We start from the raw sequence: 26735 nt of genomic DNA, 5'->3' as shown, positions 1-26735 counted from the left end.
CATCATGACCCCGAACCGGCACGGGGAAACAGGGATGGACGTGTACAAGGGCTGGGCCGAGTCTGACCTGCCGGAGTGGCTGGCCACGCCACGGCGGGATTTTGACCGCCTTGCCGCCCACCTGCGTCCCGAAGTGGAGCGGCTTCTGTCCCGGCAGGGGGTGTTTGCCCCGTTTGGCGCGGTCATGGCCCCGGGGCGCTACCTTGGCGCGATCGAGACGGTGGCAGGCCCCGGCGGGCAGGCCGACAGCACCATACAGCTGGACCGCGCGCGCGACGCGGTACAGGACGCGGCAATGCGGACAGGCGCGCGGGCGGCGGCGGTGGTCGCCAACTGCACCGTGCTGCTGCCCGGTGGCGACGGGCCGGTGCAGGCCGCCGTCATCATGTGCGCCCACCGCGACGGCACGGCGGAAAACATCGTCTATCCCTATCGCGTGGGGGAGGCGGGCGTGACCTTTGCACCCGCACAGGTAACCGAGGGCACGCAGGACATCTTCCCCCCCATCCGGCTGCGTTTCCACATACGCGAAACCTGCCCGCCCCGACCGGCGGGGCATGCGGTCACGGCGTTCGCGTTCCACGGCATCGACCGCGCCACAGTTCTGGCCCGCATGGGCCTGACGGATACCGGCATGCCACAGGACGTCACCCGCCCCGCGCCCATGGCCATCACCAGCCTGCCCGACGGGTGGACGGTGGTTGTGTGCAACGACCCGGCCACGGCGCGGGGGCATGAAGCCCGACTGGCGGCATATTCCGCAGGCGCCACGGTCGTGACCTGCACGGTGGATGAACGCCGGTATGAAAGTGCTGCCAGTTTCGATCATGACGGTGCACAAATCTGGTCCGTAACCCATCACGGACAGGCCGCAGGCCCGCACGACCTGACCATAACCGGCACGCCACCCGCAGCGTTACACGACACCATCACCGCAATGGACCGCGAGGAAACCGAAAGCGGTTACCCGCCGGGGATGCTGGATTTCTATTTTGATATTCCGGTGGAGGTGGTGTCTGCGCTGACGGGATTCCGGTACTGTCAGCGCGCGTATACGGATGTTGTATTTGATGTTGTGCAGGACATACCGGGCCGGCAGGGCGCAGGACCATAAATACTGTTGCTGGCGGGGGTGCCGCCCAACGTTGATATGGGAAAACGGGTGGCAGGTGTCGCCTCATTGCAGACATTCTGCCACATTGCTGCATTGCCCGAAGCAGATATCAGGGAGCATGGCGCGCTCAGAGCGCACATACGCAATGATGCTCGATGCCTGCACAGGAACAAATTAGAAACATTTGAAGCTATGATAACATTCGGGAAAGACAGACAGCATGCCGTCATTACAATCTGCTTCTGGCCGTTTGCCTTCTTTGTCCTATTCTCAGGACGAAAGGCTCACCAGACAGAATATTGAAGATCTCGGCCGTATTATTGCATCAGAGGCACGTGGCTCGAACGAGACGGCACAACTCATGGTCGGATGGACTGTCATCAACAGGATTAAGCGCCGTCATCTCAGGTCGGTGTCCGCAGTCTGGCAGCATAACAATTACGCACACAACCATCCTGCAACGACAATAAGCCGACGTATCGCGGAAAGCCTGCTGTCCGGTCAGGCGCGTGATATCAGCCAGGGTGCTACCCTTTTTTATTCCCCGCTCAGCATGCCAAAAGAGGGAGATACGAATCTGCATGGATTCGATATTGGCAGCGGACTGGAATCAGTCGATGGGGTTCGGGACCGAAGTGGAAAACCGATCAGGAATTATGTCCCGGGTTGGGCACAAGACGGGAGGCGTGTGCGTGTCTTTAATGTTCCGGAAAAGGAGTTCAAGTTCTATCGGGAGTAAACCTATGCGATCATTTGCCCTTATACTGGCAGCCTTTTTCACAGTATGTCCGGCCCATGCGCGTTCGCCGTCACGCCCGGCTGAAAGCGTGCTTGTTCCCCCGACTTTTGCAGGACTTGAAGCTGCTGCAGCGAAGGCGAAGGCCGTGCATTGCGGCACGGATGATTGCAAATCCATGATCCTGCTGGATTATCTTGTCCGCAAGGTCGTGGTCTATGAGGCGGGAGAAGCGAACGGCGTGGCGAGTATCAGGGGAACCGTTCGTCGTGACATCGCAGGCAGGCGGCTCGATTACCATTTCCTGAGCCATCGCGAACTTTACGGGCCGATGTGTGCGTTCAGCATCCGGTATCTTCAGAATATCAAGGCCCCCCAGAAGTTCGACGATCCGCTTTATGCCGGTTTCGTCCCCACGCAGATTTTTCTTGATGCGGTGGATATGGATTTTCGTGATGGCGGACATTGCGCGGAACAACTCGCACCATTTTTCCTCAATACGAAAGCGGGCCAGCAGGTGCGCCACGATACGTTTGAATTCTGTATCAACGGGTATGAAAATCATCCCCGCCCGGTGGCCGCCTGCAACCTCATTGCCGATGACAATGTTCCGTCCGACAAGGGAGACCACCAGTAAAGCGAGATATCGGGGGACACTTTCTGCCTGATACTCGATGATTGGTCTGCTTTCTATCTTTGTAAACTGAAAGCCGACCTTCCGCTTCCCCCCCTGCAACAGCCGGTGGGCAGAACAAACCGCTTCCCACCTGCACGCTTTTCCACGATAACAGCCCTATCATGACACAACCACGCCCGGACCGCCCCACATGGCAGCCCGGGCGTTTTCCTATCCGCCGGATAACAGGGAAGGATAACCATGCCCGAACCCGCCACACCGGGCGCGCGGCGCGGGGCGTACAGCCGCCGGCTGGCGGAGGAAATCTGCACCCGCCTGGCTGATGGGCACAGCCTACGCGCGATCTGTGCTGATCCGGCCATGCCGCATCGGGCCACGGTATTTCGCTGGCTGCGCGACAATGCGGGGTTTCGCGCCCTGTATGCCACCGCGCGGGAGGCTGCGGCCGATACGCTGGCCGAGGAAATCATAACCATAGCCGACCGCGCCACCGGCCGTGACGACGTGCCTGCGATCAAACTGCGCATGGAGGCCCGGATGTGGGTCGCAACCCGCCTGCGCCCGCCCGCTGACCGGCGGGAAGGGGGGAATACCATTGCCATCACGATCACGACCGATGATGCGGAATTATGAAGTCTATTCTAATAGATAAAAGTTTTTTGGTGCCGCCTTTTTTCAAAAAGGCGGTGTTCTTCAAAGATTTTTGAAAAAATCTTCACCAAAAACTTTTTATACTTACACGATATTTCAGGGGACAGGCTTTTGAAACACGCCTTCAGCCTGACAGCGGACCAGCGCGCGGCCAACCGGCTGCTGGGCGGTCCCGCCACGCATATCCTGCTGCGCGGCGGCGCGCGCTCGGGCAAGACGTTCGTGCTGGTGCGCGCGGTGGTGATCCGCGCGCTGAAGGCGGCGGGCACGCGGCACGGCATATTCCGCCACCGGCTGAACGCGCTGCGGGCCACCGTGCTGGCCGATACGTTTCCCACCGTCATGCGGCGGTGCTTTCCCACCGTGCCATGGGCGCTGTCGCGCACCGACTGGACGGTGGAAATGCCCAACGGGTCAGTCATTTTATTCGGCGGGCTGGATGACGAGGACCGGACGGAAAAGATACTGGGGCTGGAATTCGCCACCGTCTACCTGAACGAAGCCAGCCAGATCACCTATGGCGCGCGCAACATGCTGCTGACACGGCTGGCGCAGAAATCGCCGCTGGCGCTGAAGGAGTATATCGACGCCAATCCCCCCACCACCGCGCACTGGCTGTACCGCGTGTTCGAGGACGGGGTGGACCCCACATCCGCAGCCCCCCTGGACCGTGCGCGCTACGCCACCATGCGCCTGAACCCTGATGGCAACCGCGCCAACCTGTCGCCCCAATACATGGCGCAGCTTGAGGCATTGCCCGAACGGGAACGCAGGCGCTTCATGTTAGGCGAATACCAGCAGGCGGTGGATGGCGCGTTATGGCGGTTGGAGGATTTCCGCCGTGCGGCCCCTGTCACCCCCGCAACCCGTGGCCGCGTGGCGCGGGACATGCGCCGCATTGTCGTGGCGGTGGACCCGTCGGGCTGTTCCGGGCCGGAGGATACACGATCGGACGAAATCGGCATTGTCGTATGCGGCGTGGACGCGGGCGGGAATGGCCATGTCCTGTCCGACCTGTCGCGACGGGACAGCCCGGCGGGGTGGGCGCGCGCGGCGTTGCAGGCACAGGCGGACTGGGGGGCCGAACGCATCGTGGCCGAGCATAATTTTGGCGGTGCATTGGTCGAGGCCACGTTGCGCGGCATCAACCCCAACGCCGCCCTGCGCATGGTCACTGCCAGCCGGGGCAAGGCCGCGCGTGCCGAACCCGTGGCGGCGCTGTATGAACAGGGCCGCGTGACCCATCACGGCAGCTTTGCCACGCTGGAGGAACAGTTGTGCCAGTTTTCCGCCAGTGGCTACCATGGCCCGCATTCCCCCGACCGGGCGGATGCGCTGGTCTGGGCATTAAGTGACCTTATGCTGTCCACGCCGCCCGCCGCCCCCGCGCGATGGGTGCCGACGCGGTTTACGCTGGGGCGGTAAGGGGCGGCGGATCACGCCGGGGCCGCGCGGAAATACCCGCTGATATCCACCCGCGCGCCGGGGGAAAAACGCAACAGGGCAATGCCGGTATGGGCAAAGGCGGCCTCGACCAGTCCATCGCGGTACTGGCGTTCGGGATGGGCGTGGGTGCTGTCATCCAGCTCGATCCCCAGCACCACGGTGCCGCTTTGCACATGCACCACCACGAAGTCGATGGATTTGGAGGCGATCTTGAAAAACGCCTGCCGGTTGGCGTCACGGTCCGGCCCGCGCGGGGCCATGAAATCCGCCAGCCTGACCTGCGGGCAGACATGGTAGCCACGCGGCACCTGCGCCACCAGCACGGTCAGCACGCGCCGCTCCCATTCCGACATCAGGGCCATGGGCTGGTACAGCCGCACCGCCCAGCCGTAATCGGTCATGGAAACGGGAACGCTGAACCCCGCATCCACCACCGGCGCGGGCGGGACCGGCGGCGGTGGCGCGGGCGGGGGCGATGCGGGCTGCAACGGGTGTGCCGCGGGCGGGTGGCCATGCCGCCTGTGCCACGCGCCCGCCACCACCGCGATCGCAACACCCACAACGCCAATTTCCACCGCCAGGCGGACCGGGGTCAGCAACAGGTGACTGATATCCATTTTCTTTTCTACTCCTCCACGCGGCCAGGTGCCCCACGGTGGCCTGTCTATCGCGGTTTTGCCGCCGCATCACCACCAAATCCACCCCCATCGCCCACCATACCGGAGAGACAGCATGGACTGGCAGGAACTGAGGAAAACATACCCCCGCGACCCGGACCTGCCCGCGCGCGCCCACCGGCTTGCAGCCCTGGGCCGCGTGCTGGGGGGCACGCAGTACGACGCCATCCCCAACCCGTTCGGCACCGAATATAACGGGGCGGGGGAATACATCCCCCTGTCACAGCGCCGGCCATCAGTGCGCACCAATATGTGCCGCGCGGTGGTGGATGATGCGGTGTCGCTCCTGTTCGGTGCCTCGCACTGGCCCACCACGGCAGCCACCGACCCCGCATTGCCGGGCATACTGGCACAGGTCGCGGCAGGCACGGCGCTGCCCGCGCTGATGATGGACGCAGCCACCCGCGGGTCGGTCGGATCGGTCGCGGTGCTGGTGGAAGCGGTGGACCGCCGCCTGCGCCTTGCGGTGCATGACACGCTGTACCTGACCCCGCAATGGGACGGCACGGGCGAGCTGTCGGGCATGACCGAATGCTACAAGGTCACGGGCGCGACACTGGCGGGGCAGGGGTGGCCGGTCGGGCCTGATGACGCGACGACCGTGTTCTGGTGGCGGCGGGTCTGGGACCGCGCGGACTGCCACGTCTATGTGCCACAGCGGGTCGATGCGGGCCTGCCCGCGCGGGTGGACCCCACGCGCAGCACGCATCACGGCCTGGGCTTCGTGCCATGGGTATGGATGGCCAACCTGGCCGCCCCCGGCGTGGTGGACGGGCCATGCACGTTCGAAGCCGCCATCGATACGGTGATCGAGTGCGATTACCTGCTGTCCCAGTCCGGGCGTGGCCTGAAATACAGCGCCGACCCGCGGCTGGTGATCCGCGCGGGGCCGGACCCGTATGCCGATGGCACGCCCGCATCATCCGGGGGGGCTGCATCCGCGCTGACGCTGCCGCTGGATGGGGACGCCAAGCTGCTGGAAATCAACGGTGACGCGGCGGGGGCCATGCGCGACCATTACCGTGAACTGCGCGCCAGCGTGATGGAGCAGATCCACGGCAACCGCGCGCAGGCCGACCGGCTGAGCGCCCCCACGTCGGGCCGCGCGATGGAAATGCTGTACCAGCCCCTGCTGTGGCTGGCGGACCGGATGCGCCTGTCATACGGCGAATACGGGCTGCTGGCGCTGTATCGCATGGTCTGCGCGTTTTCCCACGCCATTGCCGGTGGCCTGCGCATTGGCGGGCGCGATTACGCCGGGCTGGATGCGGATGGCCTGGCGTTGCAGTGGCCGCCCTATTTCGCGGGGACGGAAGCCGACCTGGCGCAACTGGCGCAGGGGCTGGATACGGCGGTGCGCGGCGGTTTCCTGTCGCGGCAGACGGCGTGCGTGATCCTGGCCGCGCGCGCGGGCACGCCCAGCCCCCATGGCGAATGGGCGCGTATCGGCACCGAAAGCCCGAACTGATCCTTTATTCCCGAACGGAGGCATGACATGACCCGATCAAGCGTTCCCGAAACCCCCGACATGGACACGATGCGCCGCGAACTGGCCGCCCTGCGCGCCGAACGTGACGAAGCCATGCAGGCCCGCGCCACGCTGGAAGCCGACCTGACCCGCGCCACCGAACAGGCCGCAAGCGCCCGCACCCGCGCCAGCCGCGCCGTGATCCGCGCCGAAGCCCGCGCCATGGCCGCCCGCATGGGGGCGGTCGAACCCGCCGATGTCGTGCGCCTGGTGGACCTGTCGGCCGTGACATTGGCCGAGGACGGCACACCGCAGGGACTGGACGCGATCATGCAGGCCGCACGTGACAGCCGCGCCTACCTGTTCACCACGCCGCAGCCCGCATCGGGGGCCGCCAGCGGCACCACCGCATCCGGCCCCGCGCCACGCGCGGGCGATCCCGCCCCGTTCGATGCCCGCACGGCAGGCGCACGCGATGTAAAGGCCGCCGCCAGTGCCGCGGGCCTGCGCTGGCCGGTCGCGCATTAGGGCTGTTGCCGCCCGTCGCGCCCGTCCCGCATCGCCGGGGGCAGGCGCAGGGACACGATCCATGGCCACAGGTGACGTGCGGGCCGCCTGATGTTACGATATCGGTCTGAAATCCGCCCGGTGCGAACGGGCGGACATATACTGCTTGCAACAGGGTGGACGGGATATGCCACCTGCCTGAAGGACCGTGACCTGATGAACCAGACCGACGTGACCGTGCGCAGCTTTGTTGACCTGCGCGCCTTTGCCGACACCTCCATGCCCGCGCCGGGTGATTTCCTGCTCGCCCGCACGAAGCTTGCGGGGCAGGGGGACGGGCTGTCGGTCATGGCCTGCGCACCGCAGGGCGCGGGACTGGTTACAGCCATGCCGGCGGATGAATTCGTGATCGTGCTGACGGGTGAGCTGAACATCGGCGCGAATGTCCTTGGCCCGGATGCCAGCATTGTCATCCCCAGGGGCAGCGCCTTCAGCTGGGCCGCCGCGCCGGGCACGCAGGCCATCGCCATGCGCTGCGACACCAGCACGCCGGGGGCGCAGACACCGGTGGTGATCGACCCCAACCCGGTCATGGCGCCGTCGGCGTCGCCTTCGGCGGCGGTGCTGGTTGGTCCGGCGCCCACCTGCCACAGCTTCAATGACTATAAATCCGCCAATGGCGAACTGCGCTGCGGCACATGGTCCGCCACCCCCTATGCCCGCCGCGCCGTGCGGTATGACCATGCCGAACTGATGTACCTGACCGAAGGCAGCGTGACGCTGGTGGATGGCGCGGGCAGGAAACAGACATTCGTGAAGGGCGATATCTTCTTTGTCGAACGCGGCGCCGAATGCGCATGGGACAACCGCGAGACGGTCAGGAAAGTCTATGTGATCTTCCGCCCCGCCTGATGCATGGCGCGGCATGCGGGCCAGCGGGCGCCATGCCCCGGCCCGCATGCCATCGCATGGGACACGCAACAGTAGCCAGCGGGTCAGGGCCGCGCTGGTCCTGAATACTATTTCAAAAGTAAAGGCATCACAGCCCTTAAGGTTAAAATAAGTTTTTTGGTAAAGCGTTCTGAAAAAGCGCCACCGGAAACATCCCCGTGATTGCAGGGTATTTATTTCCTGCCCTTACGATTTCGGGAACTGAAACCCACCCGTAATGTGAAAGAGATGCGTGGGGGCCACCATGCCCCGGTATCACCCCTTGCCCGTTCCGCGCCCCATCATGCCGCGCGGAACCGGCAAGGGGCCTGCAACCGGCCAGACGCGCCGCACCCCTGATCCATCCACCCGGCCCATCCATGGCGCAGCCCGTCATGGCCACCCCTGCCGCCGCCAGTGCATCCCTGCATGGCGGCTTTTTTCGTTTTTTCAAGGAAATGAAATTCATGGCCATTGCCAATTTCCCCGCCGCCCTGCAGCCGGTCATCCAGCAGGGTTTCCTGTCGCGTGCGTTCCAGGATGCGCTGCAGTCACGGCTGGGCTTCCGTTCGATCGCGGACCAGATGGAATTCCCCGCCCGCATCGGCCAGACCATTACCGACACCCGCGCGGGCCTGCTGCCACCGGCGACAACCCCGCTCAACCCCACCGCCAACACCAGCTTTGACAACGGCATGACCCCCGCCGAATGGTCGGTCGAGCAGTACACGCTGACCATCAACCAGTACGGCAACACCATGGACCTGAACCAGGTGACCGAAGGTGTCGGCATCGCCAACCAGTTCCTGGCCAATGCATCGCGCCTTGGCATCAATGCGCGGCAGACGCTTGACCGCCTGGCGCGCAACGCGCTGTTTGGCGGGGCGCAGAACGGGGTGGGCGGCTATCTGGGTGGCAATACCCGCGTCACCACCACGCTGGGGGCGGCTGGCGGCACGGTGGCGGTGGATGACATCCGCGGGTTCCAGACCATCCTGTCTGACGAGGGGCAGGTGATATCCGTTGGCGCGTCGGCTGGCATGACCGTCACCATCGGGGCCGGGTCGTACACGCTGGTGGGGACAACGGCGGACGCCACCAATACCTCCACCGCACCCGACGGGGTTTCGGGCACGCTGACGCTTTCGGCATCCGTCAAGGTGGCGGACGGCACGGCGGGCAACGCGGTCATTGCCGCAACCGCACCGCTGGTGCTGCGGCCCAATGCACGCGCCACCACGGCGGCGCTGGCGGCGGGCGACCTGCTGGGCGTGCAGTCCATCCTTGGCGCGCTGGCCACCCTGCGTGACAACAACGTGCCGACGCCCGATGGCGGGGTGTACCACTGCTATCTGGACAATGCGCAGCTTCTGGGCCTGTTCCGGGACGAGGATTTCAAGCTGCTGTATCGCGGGCAGTACGGGTCCGATACGTACCAGAACGGCCAGATCTTTGACCTGCTGGGCGTGCGCTTCATTCCCACGACCGAGGCCCCGCAGCAGGCATCGCTTGGCGCGGGCAACATCCACCGCGCCATCATCTGCGGGCAGGGCGCGCTGGTCGAAGGCGACTATGCCAATATCGGCACCCATTACGCGCCCCTGCTGGATGGTGGCGAACTGACGGATGTGGAGGGCGTGTGCATGATTACCCGCCCCGCGCTGGACCGTCTGGCGCAGATCATCGCGCAGTCATGGTCGTGGATTGGCGGCTTTGCCCTGCCGACCGACCTTACGGCCGATACATCGGTCATTCCCACCGCGACCAACAGCTACCTCAAGCGCGGGGTGGTGATCGAAAGCCTGGGTGCCGGGGCGTAATGCCCAATGCGGGTGGCGGGATCGTGCCGTCACCCGCATCGTACAGGACATAAGGAAGTTTTTGGTGAAGCTTTTTCCAAAAAGCTTCGGAAGACGCCGCCTTTTTGAAAAAAGGCGGCACCCAGAAACTTTTATTTTTCCAACGGCCTGTTTCCGGGACGGCCGCATTATGCACGGAGGCGACAGCAACAGGCATGACCGACACGGATACGACCACGGCGGCCAGCGGGTCCGCCACGGATACCGGGGATACGACGCCTGCGCCGCCGCCCACCGCCGCAACAATGGCGGATACGCCGCTGGCGGACAGCGAACTGGCGCAGGCGCGGCGTTACATGGGCTATCCCGCCATGGGCAGCCAGGACAGCGGCATGCAGTCATGGCGGTTTTTCCGGGTTTACGGCTTCAACGAATGGCGGCTGCGCAACCTTGCCCCCGCCGAATGCGCGCAGGCGCGGGCCTTCATCATGCAGTGCCAGGTGCTGGAGGGCGCGATCATGGCGGCCACCGCCAACCTGGACACCGACCGCGCGGCGGTGTGGACCCGCAACCGCACCGAGGTCACGGACCGCTTTACCCTGTACACGCGCTGGCGGGTGCAGCTGTGCAATTTCCTGGGCATTCCGCCGGGGCCGGGCTTGCGCGGGGTGGGGGAGATCGTGATCTGATGGACCAGACAGCCCTGTGCCGCCTTGCCGCGCGCGGGTTTGCCCTGGCGGCGGGCCACGTGGGGGCGGCCACCGTGCAGTACCGCCCCGCAACCGCCGCCAGCCCGTGCGCCACGCCGTATGCCCGGACCATGGCGGCGTTCAGCAATGACCGGGCCTTCGGCTTTGCCGGGCCGGCGCTGTGGGACGTGCCCTTTGTCTATGCGCTGATGGATACGACGGATGTGCGGACAGGGGATATCCTGACCTGTGGGCATGATACGTATTTCATCGCCCGCGCCGAACCCTTCCGTCCACCCCTGTGCGTGCTGTGCAACGCAGTGGTGGACATTACCGCAACCATGGCGCAGGCGGCGGACGTGGCGGATCCCGGCGGCTACGCCACATCAGGCGACGTGACAGCACAGGTCCCGTGCGCCACCGGCTGGCCCGCCATGATCCGCCCCGGCAGCGGGGCGGGCATTCCCGGCCCGGCACAGCCCGGCGCAATCCATTCGGGCGGGTTCGAGATGTTCCTGCCCGCCATTCCCGGCGTCACCATCCAGCCCGCCATGTGGGCACGGGACGGGGGCGGCACGCGCTACACCATCGGCGGCGCCCGCGCCGGGCCGTGGGGCACGCGCTGCCAACTGGGCCAGCAGCAGGTCTGATCCCCCACGACGGCCCGTTGCCCCATGCGGACACGCAACACGCACCGCCGGGACGATACGACACCGGCATCACCCCGCGCGGCCACCGCCATGACAGGCCCGCCAGCCATCCGGTCCCGCGCCGCCGGGCGCGCGCCCCGCATGCAGGGCAGGGGCCGGACGCCAATCCATGACATCATTCCCCCGGCACGGGGGGAGCAGGAGCCGATATGACATGGCCGACATCTCCACCATATCCACCACGATCGCGGCGGCCCTTGCCGCGGCCCTGTGCCCCGATGGCACGGCGTCGGGGGCCGTTACCGGGCGGCCGCTCGTCATCCGCCGGGGCGCGCTGACGCAGGCCGATCTGGGGGATGCGGCCCGTACGCTGCAGCAGGGCTGTGACTTCATCACCATTGCCGACCTGGCCGAAAGCTGGGCGCGCGTGGATGAACCGCTGGGCCGCCCATGGCGCATGGATGCAACAGCGCCCGCCACCGTACACATGGCGGTCAGCGGCACCACGGCCACCGTAACGGTGGATGCCGGGGCCACGCCGTCAGGCACGGTGGGGCTGCGCGCCCGTGGCCTGCCGGGGGTTCCGGGCAATGCATGCAGCCTGCATGTGGCGACCGCGACGGACACGGCGGCCACCATTGCCACCATCATCGCAGCCGCCATGCCCGGTGCGGCCGCCAGCGGGGCCAGCATCACGCTGCCCGCCACGGCCGTGGCGCAGGCCATCAACGCGGGCACGCTGTCGGCGCGCTGTGTCGCGCGCAGGCAGCAGCAGGTCTTTGTCATCACCGCATGGTCGGCCACCCCTGCAGGGCGGGACGCGCTGGGCCGCGCCATGGCCGATGCGCTGGCGCTGACCGACTGGCTGACGGATGCAGGCGGCTCCACCTTCCGTATCGAAGCGCGCGCCACCACCAACGACGACACCGCCATGAACCGGGGCATCTTTGCCCGGCCCGCGCGCTTCCTTGTCACCTATGACACCGACCTGACCCGCGTGGTCCCGGCCATGCTGGCCGGTGGCACGGGCATCGGCCCCGATGTCACGCGCGGGGACGTGCTGCTGGACACCGGCGGCGGCTGAACCGCTGTCCACCACCATTCAGGCAGCCCGCCGGATGCCCACCCGCCTGACCATGCCCCCGGCCATGCCGGCCCGTGGGAACACCGGCCCGACGCATCATCGCGCAGGGAACCGGACATGGCACGCGGGCACCACGGGCCGGGCGGTGATGGCTGGCTGCCGCATCGTGTCCGGGGAATGCGCCATTATGTGCGTCCCCGTTCATGACACGCGCCCGACCTGCATGACGGGGCCATGCGGCCCGGCGTCATGGGGATACGGCGTGACAGGCGCGGGCGGCCCGGCATCCGGCCCGGCGGTCCTGCGCACCACACCACACCCGACTTTTCACGCGGCCATGCCGCGCAACAGGGAAATACAGATACAATGACCATTTACCAGTCCGGGCAGCTCAACACCAACAGCCTGAACGTGCCTGACCTGTATGTGCAGGTCCTGCGCCCGCAGACGCTGGCGCTGAACGGCGTGCCGTCGGGGCGGATCGGCCTGGTTGGCACCGCCGCGTGGGGGCCGGTGGGCACGCCGGTCATCGTCGGTGCGATGGGGGACTGCCTGTCCGCCTTTGGCCCCAAGCAGGCGCTGTCCAGCGATATCGGCACGGCGGTCAACATCGCGCTGTTGCAGGGGGCGGCGGATTTCCGCTGCGTGCGCGTGACCGATGGCACGGACGCGGCCGCCACTGGCACGCTGGATGGCGTGACCCTGACCGCCCTTCATACCGGCAGCGCGGGCAACGCCATTGCCGCCACCGTGACGCAGGACGGCATCATCACCACCAATTACACCCTGACCATTGCCCATGCGGTGCTGGGCAGCCGGACCTATCGCGGTACCACGTGGGCCGTGCTGGCGGCGGCGGTGGCGGCTGACGGCACGGCGCTGGTGCGCATAACGGTGCCCGGCACGGTCCCGGCGCTGGCGGCGGGCACGGTCACGCTGGCGGGGGGCGCGGATGGCGGCGCGCCGGGCACGGCGGCGTTCGTGGGCACGGATGGCGTGGCGCGGACCGGCCTGTATGCCCTGCGCGGGCAGGGTTGCGCGCTGGGGCTGCTGCACGGCGTCAGCGACAGCACGTCATGGACCACCCAGGCCGCCTTTGGCCTGTCCGAGGGGATGTACATGATCGCCTGCGGCCCGGCGGGCGACACCATTGCCAACGCGGCGGCCATGAAGGCGGCGGCAGGCGTGGACAGCTACGCCATCAAGCTGATGCTTGGCGACTGGCTGTGGTGGGATGATGACACCAATGGCGACATGCTGGTGCCGCCACAGGCCTTTGTCGCCGGGATGCTGGGTGGCCTGTCGCCCGAGCAGTCCAGCCTGAATAAAGAACTGTCGGGCGTGATCGGCAGCCAGAAGGCGGGGCTGGTATCCAGCGGGCAGGCCGCGACCTATTCCACGGCCGAGCTTTCGGCGCTGTTCGGCGCGGGTATCGACGTGATCTGCAACCCTGCCCCCGGTGGCAGCTACTGGGCGGTGCGCGGCGGGATCAACACCAGTTCCGATGCGGATACGGATGATGACAGCTATACCCGCCTGACCAACTACATTGCCGAAACCATCAATTCCGGCATGGGCGCGTTTGTCGGTGCCGTTATCGGCACCACGCTGTTTGGCGATATCCGCGCCGTGCTGCTGGGCACGCTGTCCAACATGGTGGGCAGCGGCATACTGGGGGCAACCACGGATTACGCGGTGGTGTGCGACACGTCCAACAATCCGCAATCGGCCACGGCGCTGGGTTACGTGCGGGCCGATGTGCAGGTGCGTTACCAGGGCATCAACCGCTTCTTTGTCGTCAACCTGCAGGGCGGGGCGAGTGTCACGGTCAGCACCGCCACACCCGCCACCTGATCAGCCTGCTTTCGCGCGGCGGTTTTCTTCCGACAGAACGCGGCCGCACAGTTCCTTTATTTCCTCATGCGTCAGCTTTTCCGGGTGGCTCAGCCCCCGTGCGGCAATGGCGGCGAGGTCTTTCGTGGGTGGTTTTTCGGGTGTGGTGCCCATCGGGGTGTTCCATGCGGGGTAAGGCCCCATGTTCACGCCCGCGTGACCCGCGCCGCCACATAAAAATACGCATGACATCCATGCGCAACAATGATGGGCCACCCGCGCTGTGGCCCTTTTTTCATGGAGCGACGAATGTCCGCCAAACCCTTCAATATCGGACGCGACTGCCGCGTGGTGCTGGTCTATGACGGCAGCCGCGTGGACCTGCCCACCGTCACCGGCTTTACCGCGCAGCAGCGCACGCACCAGCTGACATCCAACCCGCTGAACGACATGCCCCTGTTCTATGACGTGCCGGGCGGCTGGGGTGGTCAGTTCACCTTCCAGCGTGACGGGGCGGGGGCGGATGACCTGTTTGCCGCCATCGAAAGCGGCTTCTGGTCAGCGGGCACGGTGGTGCTGGGCAGCATTTACCAGTACGTGACGGAATGCGACGGGTCGCTCAGCACGTATGAATTCGTCGGCGCGTCGCTGCAGCTGTCCGATGCGGGGCGGTACCAGTCCGAAACGCTGGTCAGCCAGACCATCACGTTTGCCGCCCGCGCGCGCAACCGTATTTCCTGAACGTTTCGGGGTGCCGCCTTTTTTCAACAGGACGGCACCCAGAAACTTTTACTGTCTTTTATCAACAGGTTGTTTTCAAACACGCCCTGACAGCCAGAAGGCCCGCAGCATGAGCGAACACACCGTAAAAACCAGCGATGGCCGTACCATAACCTACCGCGAGCGCGGGCCGGGGGATGTGCTGGCGCTGCTGGAATTCGGCCCGGACAGCCCGTCGCCCGCATGGGTGGAATACGCGCTGATGGTGGCATCGGTCGAGGCAATCGACGGCGTGCCCGCCATTCGCCCCGCCAGCCGCGTGCAGCTGGAACAGCTGGCCAACCAGATTGGCAATACCGGCATTACCGCCCTGTCGGATGCGCTGTATGGCGCGGATGGGGACGACGTGGCGGCAGCGGAAAGCCTTGCCGCAAAAAACTGAGCCGGCATCCCGCCCTGATCGAGGTCGCGGCCCTGGTCAGGAACGGGGTGCCGTGGGACGTGGCCATGACCATGCCGCGCGTGCGGCGCATGGCCTTTCTTGTAGCGTTTGGCGAGCTGGCGGGCGGGCGATATGACTGGACTGCGCAAAGATGGGACGACCCCGATGGCTGAAATATCCCGCGTCATCGCGCGCCTGCCACGTGACGGGCAATCGGGCACGCCGGGACGGCTGGCGATGGTTGTCGGGCGCATTACCCGTCATGCCCGCGCGGGACGGCGCAGCGTGGTGTTTGTTCCCCATCCCGGCGCACCGGGGGCGAAGGCGGCTTCCATCCCCACGCCCGCCATGCCCGCGCGCACGCCCATATCCAGGCCTGTATCCGCGCCCGGCTGGCCTGTCCGCATCCCGGCGCGGCATGGTCTGCCCGCATCCGCCCCCGGCGGCCGGAACGGGGGCGGATACGCCATGCCCCGCCCCATGCCACGCCGGAACGACGGGCAGGGGACGACACGCGCCCCGGCCATGACTCGTCCCGTGATCCCGGCACTGCCATCATTGCCTTCCCCCGCGCGGGGGAAGGCGGCCGTGCCATGCCCGCCCGCGCGCGCTGCCGCCATGCCATGGGCCGGGCGGGTTGCATCCCGCGCCCGGCCTGTCGGGGCGGCAATCCCGGCATCATGGAAGCGGGCGGACGCCGTGGCCGCAGCCATCATGCCACAGGGGCGCACCGCATCTGCGGCCGTCACGTCCCTCATCCCCCGGGATCATGCCCCCATTGCCGCTGCGCCGTACCGGATGCGCGGTACCACGGTGGCCCCTGTCATGCCGTCCGGTCGGGCCATATCCGTCGCAGCACCCCCATTGCCCCGCCAGCAGACGGGCAGGGCGCGCGCTGGCGTGGCGTCCCCCGCCATCCGCGCCATGGCGGCAACACGAACCCGCGCCAGTGCGGGGCCAGCCATGCCACGCACCGTGGCCATGTTTCCCACGCCACCACGCGGCATGGCCCCGTTCCCGGCATTCGTCCCCCCGCAGGACAGGGCGCGGGGCAGACCGCCCTTCATCAGCCCCGGTCCCGTTGAACGGACAGGTGCCCGCGCGTCATCCCCGCACACGGGCCAGCCCGGCGACCGGCCGCCGGTCCTGCAGGTCACCATTCCCGTCACCCTGGACCATCAGGCGGTGGGACAGGCCATGGCCCGGATCGACACCGCCGCCGCCCGGCACGAACTGCGCGCCACCGGCACCGCGCCCGACGTCATCCGCTATCCACAGATGCCGGGACGCGCGGTGGGGATATAGGCATCCGGCAATCATCCTTCCAGCCTGCACGGTCTGGCGTTAGACAGGGGCAATGATGGCATGGCTGCGTCATACCGTACGCGCCGTGGCCTTTCCCCCCATTTTCCTGTTTTTCATCCCGCCCACGCGCCGCCAGTGGGCGGCGGCGGGCCAGCGTGGGGAGCGCGCCTTTGTCCCTGACCCTCATGAACGCACAGACGGCGATCGGATCGATCGGGCGGCTGTGGGCGTCGGCCCCCGTGACCATTGGCGGGCTGACCCTGACCGGCATGGAGGTGCCGCACCTGATCCGCGATGGCGGCACCCAGCAGGTTGCCGTCCACCGCCTGCCCGGTGGCAACAAAATCATCGACGCGGTGGGCAACGACCCCGACCGGCTTGAACTGGCGGGCACGTTTGTCGGCCCCACCGCCATTGAACGGGCGTGGATGCTCAAGCAGATGCGCATTGCGGGACAGCCCGTGGCCTTCAGCGGGGCGGGGCTGTCGCTACTGGTGCGCATCGTGCAGTATTCATACGATTACACGCACAAAGGTATCGTCATTCCCTACCGGCTGGTGCTGGAACAGCCGCCGCAGGTGGCGGCCACGGCGGGCGTTGCCTCCGGCCTGTCGGCGCTGGTGGGGGATGACGCGGGGTCCGCCCTGTCGGGCATGGCCAGTGCCGTGGATGATGTCGCAACCATTGCAGGCAACATTACCGGCCAGCTTGGAACCGTCATGGCGCAGGTTACCCCCATTGCCGACATGACCGGCGCGGGCGGGGTGTTGGCGGGCGTGCAGGACCAGCTTGGCATGGTGGGTGGCCTGTCGGGGGCGGGGGTCAACCTGGCATCCGCCCCCGACAGCGCCGCCAGCGTGGTGTCGGGGCTGGAGGCATCGGGCGCGGGCCTGACCACCGCCATCGGCCAGACGGGGGCGAACCTGGACGCGATGTCCCCCGCCAGTGCCGCCAGCCTGTCCACCCTGACCCAGAACGCGCAGCTGCACAGTGCCGCCGTCACGTCCGGCGCGCTGGTCAACCGTGCCTATGCCAACACGCTGTCGGCCACCGGCGCCATGCAGAATGGCCCGCTGGTCACCGCGTAACAGGAGGGCAGACATGCCAACCACGATCAGGGTCACGGGCAGTGACACCTCGCTTTACCACGTCGCGGCCCGGCAGCTGGGGGACGCCACGCAGTGGTGGCGCATCGCGCGGCTGAACGGCATGGCCGATCCCGACCTGTCGGGTTTCACCACGCCGGTCACCCTGTTGCTGCCCGCCGCCGATACCTCACAGGACAGTGGCGTGCCGGGGGTGACATCATGACCTCCACCACGACATCCACACCGTCCATGTGGCGCATGCCGCGTGCGCGGGTGCTGGTGGGCGGGGTGGAACGCGCGGAAACCGGGCTGGAACAGTTCACCCTGTCGCGCACGCGCTACAGCCGCGCCGATACGCTGGACATGACGCTGGCGGTGGACCGGGCGCGCATCCCGTCGGGCGGGCCGTGGTTCGACCTGCAACCGGCGGGACAGGGCGAAACACTGCCCGATATCGACATTACGGTACAGATGCGCGACGCGGCAAAGGGGGGCGCGCAGTGGGTAACGATGTTCCGTGGCATCGTGGACCATGTGGGCCTGAACCCCACCGCGACAACGGTGCGGGTGCAGTGCCGTGACTATCTGGCGAAACTGCTGGATATGCGGGTACGTGACGGGTGGATGAACATGACGGGGGCCGACGTGGTCCGCGCCATGATTACAGCGGCCGGACTGACGCCCGATGTCACCCTGACCGACGCCATGGTGGGGCAGTTCTGGCAACTGGAGCACAAGCGCGCATCCGCCGCCACCCACAGCCGGTTCCAGACCGCGTTCGACCTGGCGCGCGGCATCGCCACCATGGCCGGGTGCGACCTGTATGCCAGTGGCGCCACCATTGTCTGCGCGCCATATCCCACGGCCACGACCGCCAATACCCATGTGCTGGATTATGCCGATACCGGGCCGGACAGTCCCATTGCCATGGGGGCGTACGGCCTGCATTTCGCACGCGATTACCAGGTGGGGCGCGGCGTGGTCGTGCATGTCATGAGCTGGGATAGCCGCCAGCGCAGCCGGGTCGATTATTACTGGTCCGCGGCAGGCGGCGCCACCACGCAGGGCGAGGGCACGCTGCACAGCTTTGCCATGCCCGGCGCGCGGCTGGATGATCTGAAACGGATCGCGCAACAGAAATACAACCAGATCACGGCGCATGCGCGCACCATAACCGGCACCATTCCCGGCTGCGTGACGCTGGCGCCACGCGATTTCATGCGCCTGACCGGCACGGGCACGACATGGGACGGCACGCTGGATGTGGACGCCGTGACCAGCAGCTTTTCATGGCAGGGCGGCTTTTCCCAGCACGTCACCCTGCGCGCGCGCAACACCACACAAGACGGAGGAACGGATGACTGACACGCGCATGATCGCAGCCAACATGGCCGGTGCGCAGGCGCAGCCCGGTTTCGGACTGGTCAGCGCCGTGGACCCGGTCAACCACGCCGTCAAGGTCATGGCCCAGCCAAGCAACATCGAAAGCGGCTGGCTGCCTTACGCTGCCATGCAGGTCGGCAGCCTGCGCATTGCCTGCCCGCCCGATATCGGCACGCATGTGCTGGTCGTGCATGTCGAAGGCGATGCGGAACACGGCGTGGCCGCCATGGCGGTTTATGACGCGGTGGTCATGCCACCCACATCGCCTGCCACCGGCAAACCGGCCCAGCCGGGCGAGATGTTGGTCGTGGCCGGATGCGGCGCGCCACCGGCAAATGGCGGCACCGCACCGGGGAACGCCACGCAGGACGCCCCGTGGTGGCACATCACGAAAGACACGATCTACAGCGGGGCCGGGAACGCCACGGAAACCCTGACCAATGGCGCCAAGGCATGGAAGGTGGGTGGCGTGGGCATGACATTCGACGCCAACGGCCTTGCCGTAACCGGCGGCCCAATCACCACAGACAAGGACATGACCGCGCAGGGCACCGTAACCGGACAGAAAGACGTGCTCGCGGCGGGTATTTCCGGCAAAGGCCACACCCACAATGGCGTGCAGCCGGGCAGTGGATCGACGGGGACGCCGCAATGAGCGCGCTGTCCCACACCATGGGCGGAGACCTTGACCTGTCGGGCACCGGCGGCGTGGCCGTGGTGACGGGCGCGGAACAGACCCGGCATGCGCTGCTGCGCAGGCTATGCACCAACGCGGGCGGCTATATCTGGCAGCCCGACTATGGCGCGGGGCTGCCCGCCCGGGTCGGCAGCGTGATGGATGACGCGGGCATCCGCGCCCTTGTGCTGCAGCAGATGCAGGATGAAGCAGGCGTGGACCAGACCCAACCCGTCACGGTCACGATAACCAACCCCAAGGTCGGGGCCTACCTGCTGGCCATATCCTACACCGACGCCCCGACCGGCACGGTGCAGGAACTGACATTAAGCACCTGACAGGCGGTTCCCCGGAGCCGCCTTTTTTAATGGGAGGCCCGCTTGGCCATAACCTTCCAGTCATTCAAGACAACGCTGGGCAACATGGTGGCGGCAGCACAGGGCGCATGCCCGTCGCTGCTGGACCTGAATGTCGGGTCCGCCGGCCGCGCCATGCTTGAAGCGGTGGCGGGGCTGGGGCTTTGGTTCCAGTTCATTGCGCTCCAGATCCTCTCGCGCACGCGCCTTGCGACCTCCATCGGGTCGGACGTGGACAGCTTCGTCGAGGATTTCGGCCTGACGCGTGAGCCGGGCACGGCGGCCACCGGCACGGTTACGTTCACATCCTTCACCCCCGCCAGCCAGTCCGCCACCATTGCCGTGGGCACCACGGTCAAGACGGCATCGAACCTGATCTATGACGTGGTGGAGGACAGCACCAACCTGGCCTGGTCGGCCGCCGACAGCGCCTATGTCCGGCCTGCGGGCACGGCGTCCATCACCGTGCCGGTGCAGTGCGAGACAACCGGCAGCACCGGCAACGTGGCGGCGGGTGCCATTTGCCTGCTGGGCACGGCGGTTGCGGGTATCGACACTGTAACCAATGCCACAGCCCTGACCAATGGCAGCGATGGCGAGACGGACGCGGCCCTGCGCACGCGGTTCGTGGCCTACATCAACAGCCGCTCCAAGGCCACGATTGCCGCCATTGAAAACGCGGTGACCGATGTTTCCGCCGACCTGATCTACCAGGTGGTGGAGAACGTGGACACGTCCGGCGCGACACTGCCCGGCAACGTGGTGGTGTTTGTCGATGACGGGTCGGGCGATGTGGCCGACAGCGTGATTGACGCGGTCTATACGGCCGTCGACGCCGTGCGCCCGGCGGCCGTGTCCATCATGGTGGTGCGGCCCAATGTGGTGCGACCGCCTGTCACCATGACCATCAGCGTGAACAGCACCGGCAACCTCGCCACGATCGAGGCCACGATCAGCACCAACATTGCGACGTATCTGAACGGCCTCGCCATCGGGGATGCGGCCAGCTATTCGCGCCTGATCCAGATTGCCTATGCGTCCAGCACATCCGTCACCAACGTGACCGGCGTGACGCTGGCGGGCGGGACGGTGGACCTGCCCGCAATCACCGGCACGGCCTATCGGGCAGGGACGGTGTCCTTTGGCTGACGTGACGCAGAACGGCTTCGCCCTGCGCATCCGCAGGCTGCTGCCAACCGGGTGGTTCCCCGCAGCCCCTGCAGCGGGCGAGGCGGAACAGGCCCCGGTGCTGAACGCCCTGTTGCAGGGTTTCGGCTGCGTGTTTGCATGGATATGGGCCATGCTGGCGGGAACGGCGGACCAGACCCGGCTGGCCACCATGAGTGGCGCGTTCCTGGACATGTTCGCGGCTGACTTCTTCGGCACGCTGCTGACCCGCAACCCCGGCGAGAGTGACGACGCCTTCCGCGCCCGGATCGAGGAAGCGCTGTTCCCCTCGCTGGGCACGCGGCCTGACGTGGTCAACACCATTGCCGATGAAGTGGGCACCGCAGGCCGCGTGATCGAGCCGCGCAATGCGACCGACTGCAAGGGCATCGCCAGCATGGCCAGCCCGGCCACTGGCGGCGGCTACGGCTACGGCGTGCCCGCCCTGCGCTACGGGTCGCGCGGCGCACCCTTCCAGCTATTTGCCCAGTTGCCCACCGGCGACACCAGCCCGCCCGCAACGCAGACACTGGACCGTATCGCGGATGTGATGCCCGCGGGCACCATCGCGTGGGTTCAGGACGTGGAGACCCTTGGATAATGGACAGACAGATCGTCTACCCCGCGCAGATCCCGCTGGACAGTGACCAGCTGAACGCGCAGCGCAACGCCTATGTGGGGCTGGGCCAGCTTGCGGCCATGGCCTATGGCTGGTCCACGGTGGCCGCCAGTGGCTTTGCCTGCACGCCGGGCAGCGGGCTGGCGCTGGTGATCGCCCCCGGTTCGCTGCTGGCCCCCGGCGTGGTGGATGCATCCGCCTATGGCACGCTGGCCGCCGTCGCCAGCCAGCTTGTGCGCCAGTATGCCAGCCGTGACCCGGTCACGCTGACGGTGCCGGGGGCAGGGGCGACCTACAGCGTTTACGTCACGCCCGCCACGGTCGATACGGATGATACCGTGCTGCCGTTCTATAACGCCGCCGACCCGACCGTGACCTATGCCGGGGCGGATAACAGCGGCAGGACCGCGCCGACCGTGCGGCAGGACGTGGCGCAGTTGGGCATTGGCGCATCGGTTCCCGCAGGCGCATACCCGCTCTGGACCATTACCGTGCGCGCCGGTGCGACAGCCATCACGGCGGCCATGATCGCACAGGCCGATGGCGCGCCCTTTTATGAAACCATTCCCCAACTGCAGGCCAGTGACGCCGCGGAGACCGCACGGGCAGAGGCAGCGGAAGCCGGAAAGGTCTCCGGCACCTTCGGCATGACGGGCACGGACGCGCAGGTGCAGTCCCTGCTGTGGGGGCAGGCGACAGACGGTTCGTGGCGTCCATTGATCGGGTATGGCGATGTCATCGCTGAGACACAGTGGATGTCACTGGCGCTGCACTCCGACATAGTGACCGTAACCGCAAGCATCAACACGGTACAGAGCAACCTTACTGCAGCCGTAAGTAGCCTGTCGGACGCCATTGCTACCGAAACATCGCGTGCGGAGACCGCAGAGGCAACCAAGGTCTCCGGTACCTTTGGTATGTCTGGAACCGATGCCCAGGTTCAGTCCATCTTGTGGGGGCAGGTGGCTGATGGGACGTGGCGTCCACTGATCGGCTATGGGGATGTGATTACCGCAGTCCAGTGGAATTCCCTCGCAACATATCCCGATATTCAAGCCATCCGGACCACCCATGGGGTCGTTACCATAATTCCCGGCACAACGTCATGGACTGTGCCAGCCAACGTTTACTCCATTGACGTTGAGGCACGCGGCGGCGGTGGTGGAGGCGGTGGCGCTACAGGAAAAGGCGCAGGGGCGGGCGGCGGCGGTGGCGGTTACTGTCGAGGACAGTTTGCCGTTACACCCGGTCAGGAAATAAGCCTGTCAGTTGGCGCAGGTGGCACGGCAACTTCTGGTGGCGACGGCACTGTCGGCGGAGCCACGACCATTCTGGGAATGACCGCAGGCGGTGGCGGCGCAGGCGGAGCCGGGGCGAACGCGATTGACAGCGTGTATGGTGGGGCCGCCGGCACCGCCACCGGTGGCGCCGTGAACCTGCCCGGCTGCGAAGGGCAGGGCGCGACAGGGAATAGCAGTTTTTATGTAAGCGGCATGGGCGGAGCATGTTTTGGGGGTGCTGGCACCATGTTCGTTTCACAGAATACCGGCGGTTATCCTGGTGCCTTTCCGGGATCCGGCGGTGGCGGTGGCAGTTCACTGTCAGGCTCCTATTCCGGCGGTTCTGGTGCCGACGGCCACATCATCATCCACTGGTAACGACATAAAAGGGACATCCAGATGACCGACACGACCACGAATACGGCCACAGCAACGCAGAACTACATCCTCTACCGGACCGTGGACCTGATGTACCAGCCGGGCTACAGCTACCCCGAAGGCACGACCCCGATCCTTCCGGCTGCGCAGGTTTCTGCTGCCAAGGGCTTGGTTGTCTCCACCCAGTTGCTGACCGGCCTTACTGGCATTGTTGTGCCCGATGGTTTTGCCTACGCGCTGGATGCGGCGGGGGAATACCCCACTGGCAGCCTTTATGCGCCGTCCACGGAATATACGCTGTCCGGTGCGTCCGTGGCGACGGCGGGAACCGCCCTGACGCTGACCCTGACACCGGACAATGACGGGCCGGGCTCGGATACGGTCGTCACCCTGTCCGATGGCGGCGCAGGTGGCACATTCTCGCCCGCGACCGTGACGTTCGATGGATGCACGAATGCGGCGCAGACAGTGACCTACACGCCAAAAGCCGCCAGGGCCGTCACCATCAGCGCCACGAATGATGGCGACCTGACCAACCCAGCCAGCCTGAATGTCACGGTTGCGACTGCCGCCACGACCTGACCGATCGGCTGAAACCTGCGCCTGCCCGACCGCCCGAGAGGCGGTTTTTTTATGAGAAGATGAATGAGCGAATACATGACACCGACCGTGCCCGGCGGGCAGGCCGCATCCATACGCTGCGCCACGGCCGAGGAAATGGCGCAGGTGCGCGAACGGCTGGCGAAGGTCGAAGGCGGCCACGACAACCTGCGTGACGGCCTGAACACGCTGTCACGGCAGTTTGCCGACCTCAGGCGCGACCTGACCCGCACCGTGTCCGAAAATGCCGCGCAGACGCGCCGGGAAATCATGGAACGCGTGGACGACATGACCGACACAGCCACCGCCCGCGATACCGAAATATCCGGCAGGCTGGCCCGGATCGAGGGCGGCCTGAAACTGACATCATGGGTGACCATGACCTTCATCGTGCTGGCGACCGGCCTGCTGGGCTGGGGGCAGATTGGCGATGCGGCGTGGTCGTTGTGCAAGCGCGCATTCGGATACGGACCATGACCGGACAGCTTCCCCGCGGCATCCGCAACAACAACCCCGGCAACCTGGATTATGTGGGCCAGCCCGGCGCGCATCTGGAAACCGGCGTGTCGGAACCGCGCTTTGCCGCTTTCCCTACCATGGCGGACGGCATCCGCGCCTTGCGTGACCAGTTGCTGCGCTATGCCGCGCACGGGCTGGACACGGTCTCCGCGATCATTGATGTCTATGCCCCGCCCATCGAGAACGCGACCAGCACCTACATCGCCAGCCTGTGCCGCCATATGGGCGTGCAGCCCCATACCGTTCTAGACCTGCGCGACCTGGCCACCATGCGGGGGCTGATTGAAGGCATCGCCACCATGGAGAACGGGCCGGGGCATATCGGCCCGGCGCAGATTGCCAGCGCGCTGAATGCCGCGCCCGGCACGGCGGCCGGGTGAGCGGCCATGTTTCCCCCGCATCATGACACGGCACGGGCAACCACCGCTCGCACCATGCCCGATGCACGGACGGGCTGATATTTCCAACCCCGGGGACAGGCGACATGGGCCGGTGGCCGGTCGCCGGGTTCCCGCAAGGCAGTGGGACATGACATGACCATCAACCGCAAATTATGCGCCGTGCTGGCGACACGCAATCAGGTCCTGTCGGGCAATATGGCCAGGCTGGGCGGTCTTGGGGCCTTTGTCCTGTTCGTGCTGGACGCGGTGCCGGAGCAGTACACGCTTTATGCCGCGGTCTTCGTACTGGCCTGTTCGGCCGTGTCCGCGCTGGTTCCACCGCCCCATGCCGGCAGCCGCTGGGCGGTGGCGTATCAGGTCATCACCACCATCGGCCTGAACATCGGCTGGGCTGAAAACCACTTCAAGCCGGGGCAGTCGGGCGTGCGCGTGCCGCTGGCGGACAAGCCCGCGGCCAAGCGGGCCGTGGCCTCGGCCGGTATCCCGGTCCTGAATTACAGGGGCCAGCCCGAAATGCCGGCAAAATAGGGGAAGACAGCCCCGGCGCTAGGTGGATGGCCGATGCAATCCGGGGCTGCCTTGACGATCATACGCAACTTCAAGGCAGAAATATGTCGCGAAGTGCAATAAACGCCAGCCGCATCCCGCCACGCCCGACATCCGGGGCGCTGGCCCGACGCGGGCAGGACACAGCCCCGGCCAGGGATGGATGACGGGATCAGCCGGGACTGCCCGCACAGGCTGCACATTTCCGCCGCATGCGTCACTGACGCCGCGCAATTGCCCGAACGGAGCCTTTTCATGCATATCAGTTTTTCCCGCCGGTCCCTGCTGCGCGCCGGGGCCGGAACGCTGGCGACTGGCTGGCTTGCGGCCTGCACGGCCACGAAATCCGGCAAGGTCACGACCATCACCCTGAACGTGGCCGAGGTCGTGGATTACGGCAATGCGATCCTGTCCTTCGCCAGCACGGCCATCAACGTGTCATTCGTAGCCAGCGCCATGGGCACGGCCAATCTTGCGCTGGCCAGTACTGTCATCTCGTCGTTGATATCCGCGCTGGCTGCGTTCCAGTCCGCCGCCGGGTCCAGCACATCCGTCAGCTATGACAGCACCAGCGTCAGGGCGGCCTTCGACAGCATCCTTGCCGATGTGGAGAAGATCGACACGCTGATCATCGCGGTCATCACCGGCACGGCGGCCAACCTGTCCAGCAGCGTGGTGTCCGAAGCCAGGGCGGCGGCCGGGGCGGCGGAAACGCTGATCGACCTGCTCAAGGCCATGCCTGACCTGTCCGGCACGCGCCTGCGTGGCGCATCACCGCAGGGCGGACAGGCCGCAATCGGGCGGATCGCCATTTTCGTGGCGGCACAGCCATGACCACCCACGCGCTGGCCGGTGTGGGGCTGTTCGTCAGCGGGGCTGTATTTTCGCAGGTGCTGGCGTTCGGTATCGCGGCATGGCGGGCCGTGCGGCGCAGGCGGCAGATTGCCGAGATACTTGGCCCGCCCGTGCCGGACCCATCTGCCATCAGGCCATCGCGCAGATCATAAGCAGGTTTTTTGGTGACGCTTTGAAAG

General features: G+C 66.3%; 34 protein-coding genes. 32 read left to right on the top strand and 2 right to left on the bottom strand.

Annotation, left to right across the window (positions count from 1 at the left end):
• Positions 1-34: 34 nt before the first annotated feature.
• The 5 genes from AC1RQ9_RS13025 (at position 35) to AC1RQ9_RS13005 (ending at position 4563) form a co-directional block, all read left to right on the top strand.
• The gene (locus AC1RQ9_RS13025; RefSeq protein ID WP_485987300.1) at positions 35-1114 is read left to right on the top strand and encodes a hypothetical protein; all 1080 of its coding nucleotides are present in this window, start codon (positions 35-37) and stop codon (positions 1112-1114) included.
• A 220-nt stretch (positions 1115-1334) separates the two neighbouring features.
• Positions 1335-1853, top strand: coding sequence for a hypothetical protein (locus AC1RQ9_RS13020; RefSeq protein WP_485987298.1), 519 nt, complete (start codon positions 1335-1337; stop codon positions 1851-1853).
• Positions 1854-1857: 4 nt separating this feature from the next.
• Positions 1858-2487, top strand: a complete 630-nt coding sequence (locus tag AC1RQ9_RS13015; protein ID WP_485987296.1) for a hypothetical protein — start codon at positions 1858-1860, stop codon at positions 2485-2487.
• Between the two features lie 240 nt (positions 2488-2727).
• Positions 2728-3120: a terminase small subunit-like protein gene (locus AC1RQ9_RS13010; RefSeq protein WP_227672446.1), complete on the top strand. Its 393-nt coding sequence runs from the start codon at positions 2728-2730 to the stop codon at positions 3118-3120.
• A 129-nt stretch (positions 3121-3249) separates the two neighbouring features.
• Positions 3250-4563: a phage terminase large subunit gene (locus AC1RQ9_RS13005; RefSeq protein ID WP_485987295.1), complete on the top strand. Its 1314-nt coding sequence runs from the start codon at positions 3250-3252 to the stop codon at positions 4561-4563.
• A gap of 11 nt (positions 4564-4574) precedes the next feature.
• Here AC1RQ9_RS13005 and AC1RQ9_RS13000 read toward each other — a convergent pair whose 3' ends face one another.
• Positions 4575-5201, bottom strand: a complete 627-nt coding sequence (locus AC1RQ9_RS13000) for a DUF2726 domain-containing protein (protein WP_485987294.1) — start codon at positions 5199-5201, stop codon at positions 4575-4577.
• Between the two features lie 115 nt (positions 5202-5316).
• Between AC1RQ9_RS13000 and AC1RQ9_RS12995 the strand changes: the two genes are divergently transcribed.
• The 9 genes from AC1RQ9_RS12995 (at position 5317) to AC1RQ9_RS12955 (ending at position 14242) form a co-directional block, all read left to right on the top strand.
• The gene (locus AC1RQ9_RS12995) at positions 5317-6729 is read left to right on the top strand and encodes a portal protein (protein ID WP_193731821.1); all 1413 of its coding nucleotides are present in this window, start codon (positions 5317-5319) and stop codon (positions 6727-6729) included.
• Between the two features lie 27 nt (positions 6730-6756).
• The gene (locus AC1RQ9_RS12990) at positions 6757-7257 is read left to right on the top strand and encodes a phage scaffolding protein (protein WP_485987293.1); all 501 of its coding nucleotides are present in this window, start codon (positions 6757-6759) and stop codon (positions 7255-7257) included.
• A 195-nt stretch (positions 7258-7452) separates the two neighbouring features.
• Complete coding sequence (locus AC1RQ9_RS12985) at positions 7453-8148, top strand: cupin domain-containing protein (protein ID WP_485987292.1); 696 nt, start codon at positions 7453-7455, stop codon at positions 8146-8148.
• A 485-nt stretch (positions 8149-8633) separates the two neighbouring features.
• Entirely contained in the window at positions 8634-9986 is a 1353-nt protein-coding gene (locus AC1RQ9_RS12980) for a major capsid protein (RefSeq protein ID WP_193731874.1), read from the top strand.
• Between the two features lie 194 nt (positions 9987-10180).
• Entirely contained in the window at positions 10181-10654 is a 474-nt protein-coding gene (locus AC1RQ9_RS12975) for a hypothetical protein (protein WP_485987291.1), read from the top strand.
• Entirely contained in the window at positions 10654-11304 is a 651-nt protein-coding gene (locus AC1RQ9_RS12970; RefSeq protein ID WP_485987289.1) for a hypothetical protein, read from the top strand. Before AC1RQ9_RS12975 ends, AC1RQ9_RS12970 begins: the two co-directional genes overlap by 1 nt.
• Before the next feature lie 214 nt (positions 11305-11518).
• Positions 11519-12388 (top strand): hypothetical protein, encoded by an 870-nt coding sequence (locus AC1RQ9_RS12965; protein WP_485987288.1) that lies wholly within the window; start codon positions 11519-11521, stop codon positions 12386-12388.
• On the top strand, positions 12345-12758 hold the full coding sequence (locus tag AC1RQ9_RS12960; protein ID WP_485987287.1) for a hypothetical protein: 414 nt from the start codon (positions 12345-12347) through the stop codon (positions 12756-12758). The genes AC1RQ9_RS12965 and AC1RQ9_RS12960 overlap by 44 nt, the downstream gene beginning before the upstream one ends.
• The gene (locus AC1RQ9_RS12955; RefSeq protein ID WP_485987286.1) at positions 12755-14242 is read left to right on the top strand and encodes a phage tail protein; all 1488 of its coding nucleotides are present in this window, start codon (positions 12755-12757) and stop codon (positions 14240-14242) included. Before AC1RQ9_RS12960 ends, AC1RQ9_RS12955 begins: the two co-directional genes overlap by 4 nt.
• On the opposite strand, the gene AC1RQ9_RS12950 is transcribed toward AC1RQ9_RS12955, so the two are convergent.
• Positions 14243-14425, bottom strand: a complete 183-nt coding sequence (locus tag AC1RQ9_RS12950) for a hypothetical protein (RefSeq protein ID WP_485987285.1) — start codon at positions 14423-14425, stop codon at positions 14243-14245.
• 105 nt (positions 14426-14530) lie between these two features.
• Here AC1RQ9_RS12950 and AC1RQ9_RS12945 point away from each other — a divergent pair, with 105 nt between their 5' ends.
• The 18 genes from AC1RQ9_RS12945 (at position 14531) to AC1RQ9_RS12860 (ending at position 26708) form a co-directional block, all read left to right on the top strand.
• Positions 14531-14962: a hypothetical protein gene (locus AC1RQ9_RS12945; RefSeq protein ID WP_485987284.1), complete on the top strand. Its 432-nt coding sequence runs from the start codon at positions 14531-14533 to the stop codon at positions 14960-14962.
• Positions 14963-15071: 109 nt separating this feature from the next.
• Positions 15072-15383: a hypothetical protein gene (locus tag AC1RQ9_RS12940; protein ID WP_193731830.1), complete on the top strand. Its 312-nt coding sequence runs from the start codon at positions 15072-15074 to the stop codon at positions 15381-15383.
• Positions 15384-15430: 47 nt separating this feature from the next.
• Positions 15431-15556, top strand: a complete 126-nt coding sequence (locus tag AC1RQ9_RS12935; protein WP_256431413.1) for a hypothetical protein — start codon at positions 15431-15433, stop codon at positions 15554-15556.
• The gene (locus tag AC1RQ9_RS12930) at positions 15549-16688 is read left to right on the top strand and encodes a hypothetical protein (RefSeq protein ID WP_485987283.1); all 1140 of its coding nucleotides are present in this window, start codon (positions 15549-15551) and stop codon (positions 16686-16688) included. Before AC1RQ9_RS12935 ends, AC1RQ9_RS12930 begins: the two co-directional genes overlap by 8 nt.
• Positions 16689-16873: 185 nt before the next feature.
• Positions 16874-17776, top strand: a complete 903-nt coding sequence (locus AC1RQ9_RS12925) for a hypothetical protein (protein WP_485987282.1) — start codon at positions 16874-16876, stop codon at positions 17774-17776.
• A gap of 13 nt (positions 17777-17789) precedes the next feature.
• Positions 17790-17999: a hypothetical protein gene (locus AC1RQ9_RS12920; RefSeq protein ID WP_485987281.1), complete on the top strand. Its 210-nt coding sequence runs from the start codon at positions 17790-17792 to the stop codon at positions 17997-17999.
• Positions 17996-19141, top strand: coding sequence for a hypothetical protein (locus AC1RQ9_RS12915; RefSeq protein ID WP_485987280.1), 1146 nt, complete (start codon positions 17996-17998; stop codon positions 19139-19141). The genes AC1RQ9_RS12920 and AC1RQ9_RS12915 overlap by 4 nt, the downstream gene beginning before the upstream one ends.
• Positions 19134-19814: a phage baseplate assembly protein V gene (locus tag AC1RQ9_RS12910; RefSeq protein ID WP_485987279.1), complete on the top strand. Its 681-nt coding sequence runs from the start codon at positions 19134-19136 to the stop codon at positions 19812-19814. The genes AC1RQ9_RS12915 and AC1RQ9_RS12910 overlap by 8 nt, the downstream gene beginning before the upstream one ends.
• A complete protein-coding gene (locus AC1RQ9_RS12905) occupies positions 19811-20173 on the top strand; it encodes a phage tail protein (protein ID WP_485987278.1) in 363 nt (120 codons plus the stop codon). Before AC1RQ9_RS12910 ends, AC1RQ9_RS12905 begins: the two co-directional genes overlap by 4 nt.
• 42 nt (positions 20174-20215) lie before the next feature.
• Positions 20216-21340 (top strand): baseplate J/gp47 family protein, encoded by a 1125-nt coding sequence (locus tag AC1RQ9_RS12900; RefSeq protein ID WP_485987277.1) that lies wholly within the window; start codon positions 20216-20218, stop codon positions 21338-21340.
• Position 21341: 1 nt separating this feature from the next.
• A complete protein-coding gene (locus AC1RQ9_RS12895) occupies positions 21342-21959 on the top strand; it encodes a hypothetical protein (RefSeq protein WP_485987323.1) in 618 nt (205 codons plus the stop codon).
• Positions 21959-23635, top strand: a complete 1677-nt coding sequence (locus tag AC1RQ9_RS12890; protein ID WP_485987275.1) for a glycine-rich domain-containing protein — start codon at positions 21959-21961, stop codon at positions 23633-23635. The genes AC1RQ9_RS12895 and AC1RQ9_RS12890 overlap by 1 nt, the downstream gene beginning before the upstream one ends.
• A 21-nt stretch (positions 23636-23656) precedes the next feature.
• Positions 23657-24217: a hypothetical protein gene (locus AC1RQ9_RS12885; RefSeq protein ID WP_485987274.1), complete on the top strand. Its 561-nt coding sequence runs from the start codon at positions 23657-23659 to the stop codon at positions 24215-24217.
• 63 nt (positions 24218-24280) lie between these two features.
• Positions 24281-24712: a hypothetical protein gene (locus tag AC1RQ9_RS12880; protein WP_485987273.1), complete on the top strand. Its 432-nt coding sequence runs from the start codon at positions 24281-24283 to the stop codon at positions 24710-24712.
• Positions 24709-25134, top strand: a complete 426-nt coding sequence (locus AC1RQ9_RS12875) for a structural protein (protein ID WP_485987272.1) — start codon at positions 24709-24711, stop codon at positions 25132-25134. The genes AC1RQ9_RS12880 and AC1RQ9_RS12875 overlap by 4 nt, the downstream gene beginning before the upstream one ends.
• Positions 25135-25287: 153 nt before the next feature.
• On the top strand, positions 25288-25683 hold the full coding sequence (locus AC1RQ9_RS12870) for a hypothetical protein (RefSeq protein ID WP_485987271.1): 396 nt from the start codon (positions 25288-25290) through the stop codon (positions 25681-25683).
• Between the two features lie 273 nt (positions 25684-25956).
• Positions 25957-26535 carry a hypothetical protein gene (locus tag AC1RQ9_RS12865; RefSeq protein ID WP_485987270.1) on the top strand — a complete coding sequence of 193 codons (579 nt, stop codon included), beginning with the start codon at positions 25957-25959 and terminating at the stop codon, positions 26533-26535.
• Positions 26532-26708 carry a hypothetical protein gene (locus tag AC1RQ9_RS12860; RefSeq protein WP_485987269.1) on the top strand — a complete coding sequence of 59 codons (177 nt, stop codon included), beginning with the start codon at positions 26532-26534 and terminating at the stop codon, positions 26706-26708. Before AC1RQ9_RS12865 ends, AC1RQ9_RS12860 begins: the two co-directional genes overlap by 4 nt.
• The last annotated feature ends 27 nt before the right edge of the window (positions 26709-26735 follow it).

Source organism: Komagataeibacter ossonobensis (assembly GCF_057359305.1).
Note: the sequence above shows the minus strand (reverse complement) of the source record. Positions and strands in the feature narration are given on the sequence as shown.

What these genes read in the sequence shown, in the direction of transcription:
- AC1RQ9_RS13025 (WP_485987300.1), top strand. Translation starts at nt 35, where the DNA reads ATGGACGTGTACAAGGGCTGGGCCGAGTCTGACCTGCCGGAGTGGCTG.
- AC1RQ9_RS13020 (WP_485987298.1), top strand. Translation starts at nt 1,335, where the DNA reads ATGCCGTCATTACAATCTGCTTCTGGCCGTTTGCCTTCTTTGTCCTAT.
- AC1RQ9_RS13015 (WP_485987296.1), top strand. Translation starts at nt 1,858, where the DNA reads ATGCGATCATTTGCCCTTATACTGGCAGCCTTTTTCACAGTATGTCCG.
- AC1RQ9_RS13010 (WP_227672446.1), top strand. Translation starts at nt 2,728, where the DNA reads ATGCCCGAACCCGCCACACCGGGCGCGCGGCGCGGGGCGTACAGCCGC.
- AC1RQ9_RS13000 (WP_485987294.1), bottom strand. Translation starts at nt 5,201, where the DNA reads ATGGATATCAGTCACCTGTTGCTGACCCCGGTCCGCCTGGCGGTGGAA.
- AC1RQ9_RS12995 (WP_193731821.1), top strand. Translation starts at nt 5,317, where the DNA reads ATGGACTGGCAGGAACTGAGGAAAACATACCCCCGCGACCCGGACCTG.
- AC1RQ9_RS12990 (WP_485987293.1), top strand. Translation starts at nt 6,757, where the DNA reads ATGACCCGATCAAGCGTTCCCGAAACCCCCGACATGGACACGATGCGC.
- AC1RQ9_RS12985 (WP_485987292.1), top strand. Translation starts at nt 7,453, where the DNA reads ATGAACCAGACCGACGTGACCGTGCGCAGCTTTGTTGACCTGCGCGCC.
- AC1RQ9_RS12980 (WP_193731874.1), top strand. Translation starts at nt 8,634, where the DNA reads ATGGCCATTGCCAATTTCCCCGCCGCCCTGCAGCCGGTCATCCAGCAG.
- AC1RQ9_RS12975 (WP_485987291.1), top strand. Translation starts at nt 10,181, where the DNA reads ATGACCGACACGGATACGACCACGGCGGCCAGCGGGTCCGCCACGGAT.
- AC1RQ9_RS12970 (WP_485987289.1), top strand. Translation starts at nt 10,654, where the DNA reads ATGGACCAGACAGCCCTGTGCCGCCTTGCCGCGCGCGGGTTTGCCCTG.
- AC1RQ9_RS12965 (WP_485987288.1), top strand. Translation starts at nt 11,519, where the DNA reads ATGGCCGACATCTCCACCATATCCACCACGATCGCGGCGGCCCTTGCC.
- AC1RQ9_RS12960 (WP_485987287.1), top strand. Translation starts at nt 12,345, where the DNA reads ATGTCACGCGCGGGGACGTGCTGCTGGACACCGGCGGCGGCTGAACCG.
- AC1RQ9_RS12955 (WP_485987286.1), top strand. Translation starts at nt 12,755, where the DNA reads ATGACCATTTACCAGTCCGGGCAGCTCAACACCAACAGCCTGAACGTG.
- AC1RQ9_RS12950 (WP_485987285.1), bottom strand. Translation starts at nt 14,425, where the DNA reads ATGGGGCCTTACCCCGCATGGAACACCCCGATGGGCACCACACCCGAA.
- AC1RQ9_RS12945 (WP_485987284.1), top strand. Translation starts at nt 14,531, where the DNA reads ATGTCCGCCAAACCCTTCAATATCGGACGCGACTGCCGCGTGGTGCTG.
- AC1RQ9_RS12940 (WP_193731830.1), top strand. Translation starts at nt 15,072, where the DNA reads ATGAGCGAACACACCGTAAAAACCAGCGATGGCCGTACCATAACCTAC.
- AC1RQ9_RS12930 (WP_485987283.1), top strand. Translation starts at nt 15,549, where the DNA reads ATGGCTGAAATATCCCGCGTCATCGCGCGCCTGCCACGTGACGGGCAA.
- AC1RQ9_RS12925 (WP_485987282.1), top strand. Translation starts at nt 16,874, where the DNA reads ATGAACGCACAGACGGCGATCGGATCGATCGGGCGGCTGTGGGCGTCG.
- AC1RQ9_RS12920 (WP_485987281.1), top strand. Translation starts at nt 17,790, where the DNA reads ATGCCAACCACGATCAGGGTCACGGGCAGTGACACCTCGCTTTACCAC.
- AC1RQ9_RS12915 (WP_485987280.1), top strand. Translation starts at nt 17,996, where the DNA reads ATGACCTCCACCACGACATCCACACCGTCCATGTGGCGCATGCCGCGT.
- AC1RQ9_RS12910 (WP_485987279.1), top strand. Translation starts at nt 19,134, where the DNA reads ATGACTGACACGCGCATGATCGCAGCCAACATGGCCGGTGCGCAGGCG.
- AC1RQ9_RS12905 (WP_485987278.1), top strand. Translation starts at nt 19,811, where the DNA reads ATGAGCGCGCTGTCCCACACCATGGGCGGAGACCTTGACCTGTCGGGC.
- AC1RQ9_RS12890 (WP_485987275.1), top strand. Translation starts at nt 21,959, where the DNA reads ATGGACAGACAGATCGTCTACCCCGCGCAGATCCCGCTGGACAGTGAC.
- AC1RQ9_RS12885 (WP_485987274.1), top strand. Translation starts at nt 23,657, where the DNA reads ATGACCGACACGACCACGAATACGGCCACAGCAACGCAGAACTACATC.
- AC1RQ9_RS12880 (WP_485987273.1), top strand. Translation starts at nt 24,281, where the DNA reads ATGAGCGAATACATGACACCGACCGTGCCCGGCGGGCAGGCCGCATCC.
- AC1RQ9_RS12875 (WP_485987272.1), top strand. Translation starts at nt 24,709, where the DNA reads ATGACCGGACAGCTTCCCCGCGGCATCCGCAACAACAACCCCGGCAAC.
- AC1RQ9_RS12870 (WP_485987271.1), top strand. Translation starts at nt 25,288, where the DNA reads ATGACCATCAACCGCAAATTATGCGCCGTGCTGGCGACACGCAATCAG.
- AC1RQ9_RS12865 (WP_485987270.1), top strand. Translation starts at nt 25,957, where the DNA reads ATGCATATCAGTTTTTCCCGCCGGTCCCTGCTGCGCGCCGGGGCCGGA.
- AC1RQ9_RS12860 (WP_485987269.1), top strand. Translation starts at nt 26,532, where the DNA reads ATGACCACCCACGCGCTGGCCGGTGTGGGGCTGTTCGTCAGCGGGGCT.